Source organism: Endozoicomonas arenosclerae, assembly GCF_001562015.1.
GTDB lineage: Bacteria > Pseudomonadota > Gammaproteobacteria > Pseudomonadales > Endozoicomonadaceae > Endozoicomonas_A > Endozoicomonas_A arenosclerae.
In genome coordinates, this window is the sequence record NZ_LASA01000204.1 from 1 (window position 1) to 4,483 (window position 4,483).

General features: G+C 42.9%; 6 protein-coding genes. All 6 read right to left on the minus strand.

What is annotated here, in order from left to right:
• Window positions 1-177 (minus strand): transposase (locus tag WG89_RS27185; RefSeq protein ID WP_479686501.1); only part of this gene is annotated, 177 nt, incomplete at its 3' end.
• A 162-nt stretch (window positions 178-339) separates the two neighbouring features.
• Window positions 340-1,008: a hypothetical protein gene (locus tag WG89_RS27190; protein WP_062270790.1), complete on the minus strand. Its 669-nt coding sequence runs from the start codon at window positions 1,006-1,008 to the stop codon at window positions 340-342.
• 96 nt (window positions 1,009-1,104) lie between these two features.
• Window positions 1,105-1,500: a hypothetical protein gene (locus WG89_RS27195; RefSeq protein ID WP_062270791.1), complete on the minus strand. Its 396-nt coding sequence runs from the start codon at window positions 1,498-1,500 to the stop codon at window positions 1,105-1,107.
• Window positions 1,473-1,898: a hypothetical protein gene (locus WG89_RS27200; RefSeq protein WP_062270792.1), complete on the minus strand. Its 426-nt coding sequence runs from the start codon at window positions 1,896-1,898 to the stop codon at window positions 1,473-1,475. Before WG89_RS27200 ends, WG89_RS27195 begins: the two co-directional genes overlap by 28 nt.
• Window positions 1,891-2,757, minus strand: coding sequence for an antA/AntB antirepressor family protein (locus tag WG89_RS27205; RefSeq protein ID WP_153301864.1), 867 nt, complete (start codon window positions 2,755-2,757; stop codon window positions 1,891-1,893). Before WG89_RS27205 ends, WG89_RS27200 begins: the two co-directional genes overlap by 8 nt.
• 204 nt (window positions 2,758-2,961) lie before the next feature.
• Window positions 2,962-3,888 (minus strand): MarR family transcriptional regulator, encoded by a 927-nt coding sequence (locus WG89_RS27210; RefSeq protein WP_062270794.1) that lies wholly within the window; start codon window positions 3,886-3,888, stop codon window positions 2,962-2,964.
• Window positions 3,889-4,483: the final 595 nt, after the last annotated feature.

The following is a 4,483-nucleotide window of genomic DNA, read 5'->3' on the forward strand; positions in this document are numbered from 1 at the left end:
GGTTGCTAGCGGGTAAGGGCGTCTTCCATTACCTGGCTTTGGATAAAAAGGCTCAATGACGGCTTCTAATCGAGACCAGGGAATCAGCTTCTCCATTCTGAGTAAGAACTTCTCTTTACGAGTCTGTCGCTTTTTTTGGGTGAACTCGCAGTCGGCAAACGTGAGCTGATTCTTCATGGTGAACTCCAAATATGAGCTGATGGTAGATTAGCTCACAAGGAACTTGTTCACACCTTCCCTAGTGCTCCTGGTGCATGGTAAACGCCACCAGTTAATTCATCAGTGTATCTCATAATATCTTATTGCTTATTCGTTCAAATGTGATTGGAGTGGGAGGAGTTAAGCTAACTGAGTGAGCCCTTCAAAGCTCTGACCTTTAGGAGTCTTGAAAGTACTGTTACCTGAGTTACCGTATACATGCTTTCGAGCATCTTCAGCTTCTAATGCATTTTCCAATGCCTCTTCTGCCTTCTTATTTCCTTTAACAAGTTCTCTGATTGCGTCCAGAAAAGATGCGCCACTAGCAGCCTTTTCTTGCTGTTCAGCTTCCCACTTCTGAATATACAAAATCGCTGCATCATGATTACTGCTCACCTGGTTACGTACTTTTTTAGAATGCTCAGAGCGGTCAGCGTAGGCAGCAGTAAATAGTGACAGCTTACGGAAATACTCTGATGTCGCTTTCAGACAGTCTGTATACTTGTTATCCCAAAAGTATCTGACCATTTTTTCTACAGCATCAGTGGTTGAGCAGAGGTGCTCAGGGATAGAGCATTGAACAGTATCAAAAACCTTAAAGTCTAATTGCTCTTTCTCAGCATTCTTAATTGCATTGGTGGGCTTAGGCTCAGTTTCAAAAGAGTCCAATAGGTTCAAGTCAAACCCTGACCTATCTTCTCTGTCTTCGTATTTATACCCTGTGCAGACCTCATAAACTCTATATGCTTCATCAATACTATTTACAGAAACATCCTTTGTTTCTACGTCCTTTCTATTAAATTCTTTCATAACAGCTTCTAAATCTAATTTGATATGGTGGGTTAATTGATTAATGAGAAGGAGTTAAATTCATTTCCTTCTTAATCCTCCTCACTTATTTTCAATCTACCTATTCAATTTGTTTTCAAGGCTGAAAAGTAAATCTCTCATCCTTTCCTTCCATTCCCTTAGCTCAATGTATAAGGCTAGAGCCTCTAAGGGATTAATGTTTTTAATGTGGTACGCTCTATCACTAATATCGTTAAGAAAAGAAAGGGCTCCTGTAGCTTCTGTTCTATGTGGCTTACCAATCTTTTCAAGCCAGCACTGAATCACTGATAGATGGTCAATTCCAAACTGAACCTCTGCCTTGAAATTGGAAAGAGTCCCTATAAGGTTTTCTTTAGTCACCTCTTCAGCCAGCTTGCGTCTCACCTCTTCAATGTAGCAGCCAATCTCGCCACACGTTGCCTTTGCTAAAGATGCTGGAGTCCTTAAATCCCTGTCAACATTTCTATACATAATTCCTTTTCCTTTAGTTGACTGACACTCTTCAAGTAATCCAACTTATCGAATATTTTCCTACGAATATCCTTGAGTCTTCGTCTATGGTGCTTAGTGGTATAAAGAAAGGCCACAGCCTTGGCAATATCGGTGGAAACTAGTTGCCCAGCTTTATCTCTGAGGCTTCGTATAAAAGCATGGTGTTCAATAGTTTTTACAGTGACAGTACTGCCTGAAAGTATCCCCTCTATCACGGACAACTGATCAATCGCTGCCCTGATCTCTTTGTTTAAATTACATAGAGGCTCACGCTCAGATAGTTTTCTGTACTGCTTTTCTTTAAGTAGAATGTAGGTGTTCAGGGAACTAAAAGAGTATTGAGTTTGCTTAACAATCTTCTCAACCTTATTACGCATTAACTTCCCCCATAGCTATCAAGTAAGCTTGAGCATCATCAGCTGGATAGAGAAGCTCCAGACTATCAGTAATCTCTGAGAGCCCAGTGCCTTTGAGTACAGCCTTAATAACTACATCCTGAACCTGTCGATACCTCTCCATGTACTCACCGTCTAACCAATTCTGAGGGTTGGACTTTCCGGACTTGTCCCATTGCTTAGGTCTAGCTCCAGTGGCATGAAGGCATACAAGAGAATTCACTGCAGAGAGAAAACCACGGGACTCAGCCCCAAAGCCTCTGTACTCCTTAGCTGCAAAATGTCTCAGCTTCTTCTGGTTACCCTTGCTTAGCATTCGGGGAGGGTTGTATCTCTCTAACTCCCTAAGCAATTTCTCTGCCGCTATGAAGTAGGTTCTGTACGCCTTCCCTGCTTCAGTTGCTGCTGTGATTGCAAGCTCTTTCGCAGCTGAGACAGTGACAATGTAATTCATACGATTGTTCCCACCGTGAGAATTAATCTTGCGCGTAAAATGTGTGCGCAAGTTTCCATGACTGTCTTTTGAGTATTCGTCGTAGTCGATTCCTTTAACCAGCATGAACTTGACTACTGAGGAGTTAAACCACTTACTGAAATTCCTTTCACCATATGGTTTACCAATTTCAAACCATAGAACTCTTGCATCAATCCCAGTGTCTAGCCGCTCAGCATCGTGAATTAGTTCAAAGGTCTTTCTATGCTTGTGAATAAGCTTGGCCTGCTGCTCTGTCATGCCAAAGGTTTTAATCATCACAGGCTTACTGATTGAAGTCAGTTCGTAATGTTCGTTTATGTCTTTTTTCAATATTCTTGTTTCGCAGTTTGAAATAGCTCCAGCCACAATAGCACCAGCCCACCAAAGTTTTTAAGAAACAAAGGAGGTGCTCTGGAGCTATTACAGTCTGCTGCTTTGGGTTTTAATTGTTGTGAGTAGTGAGAAGTCCTTTTGTTCTCACCACTCTTCTAAGGACTTGTGGAGTCCCAATGGAGAAGTTAAGAGAAGCGATTATTGCGCCTCCGTATCTCCTATAGGAAGGGATTAGGATTATTCAGTGAACTGGAGCCCGTGATGTGTGATGAAGAATTTCCAACAGCTTTCATTTTCGTATGGTGGGAGATATAGCTTTCTCTGCTCATAAATCTCTGAATGGGTTTCCTTGAGAGATTCGAACTGTTTTTTCCTCTTATCTCTAAGTTCTGCATTGATTTTGCTCTCCCTTAGCTGAGCTATCCGTGCTCTTCGCATGCCTCCAAAGAACTGCTCGCCTGTCAGAGAGCCTCTCTGATAACCCCTGATCATCTTTTTAGCAATCTGAACGGCCAAGTCACACTCCAAGTTCACATACTCTGCCCTGAGTTCATCGGTGAACTCGCAGCGCAACCACCTTTCCATGAGTTCCCTTCTGTCAGCCTGATATAGAGTAAGGCTCATAGCTATGCGTTGCTCTTTTCCTGAGATAAACATTAGACTTGAAGGGAGCGCCTCTTGAATGTAGTCCTTGTAGGCATCCAGTATTTCGAACCCGCATATGTTTGTTATCTGCTTTAGATGTGTGCCTATCATCCTCTCCAGTGCTGTCAGTGCCTCATCGTAGTCCCCGAATTCGCAATGCACCCTAATCATTCTCAAGGTTTTATCAATGGTCTTGTCCAGCCTTCCCTTCCTTGCTGACAGACTCTGATACTCCCTATCCTCCCTAGCTTTTTTCTTATTGGCTCTATCCTTCTCCTTCTGCTCCTGCAATTCTCTAGCCACATCAGTACCGCTTGAGTACTCAAAGTGAAACCATGTCTTTGACTTCTCCTCCTTCACCACCAAACCACGTCTAAGCAGGCTAGTTAATGCACGGGTTACCGAATAATTTCTGGTGAGTGTTGAGGCTGCAATGTCTGGTACACGCATTCCTTTATCACCACTGGAGATCAGAAGGGACAGTATCGTCTGTTGATGTTTGCTTATGCCTTTGCTCATTTCAGTTTGTCTTCAGTGTTTGTTACGCGGGAGAGGGCTGGAGTTATGAGGTGCGTACTGTGAGGCGTAAGCTATTGAAGAGCATGTAATCTGCTTTGGTACTTAGTCTACGGTGAGGAGGGGTGAACCGATATTGAATGGATGAGGATTAAGTGGGGTGCGCAATAAGTGCAATTCACAAAAACGCCACACCCACACTTCCCTTTCTTCTTTACTCGTCTGGTTTGGTGGGAAGGAGGAGTGAGTTTCTAATCCCTTGCTATAGGGGAAGACCAAAGGTTCAACTATTAGTTATCTATTAGTGTCCTTTGGTTTGACTCAATCCCACTCCTCCTCATTCCCTATTATGAAACCTAGGGAAGGTGTGAAGAAGTCCATCAATCCTTTGAGCATGTTCTAAAACACAATTCTTAGAACTAAAAGCGAGGATAGGGTCGCTCATTATCTACTTTTCAGCCGGTTTTCTCGGCTGATAGGCAGATTAACCCCTACGTAGCATTTGATCCAATCTAACCACATTAGCCAGAGCAAAAAGAGTGGCCAGTTTATTGTCATTTTTCCCGATGCCTCGATACGCTGTTTTTACAAATCCAAA

Coding starts and splice junctions, on each gene's coding strand:
- WG89_RS27190 (WP_062270790.1), bottom strand. CDS start 1,008: ATGAAAGAATTTAATAGAAAGGACGTAGAAACAAAGGATGTTTCTGTA.
- WG89_RS27195 (WP_062270791.1), bottom strand. CDS start 1,500: ATGTATAGAAATGTTGACAGGGATTTAAGGACTCCAGCATCTTTAGCA.
- WG89_RS27200 (WP_062270792.1), bottom strand. CDS start 1,898: ATGCGTAATAAGGTTGAGAAGATTGTTAAGCAAACTCAATACTCTTTT.
- WG89_RS27210 (WP_062270794.1), bottom strand. CDS start 3,888: ATGAGCAAAGGCATAAGCAAACATCAACAGACGATACTGTCCCTTCTG.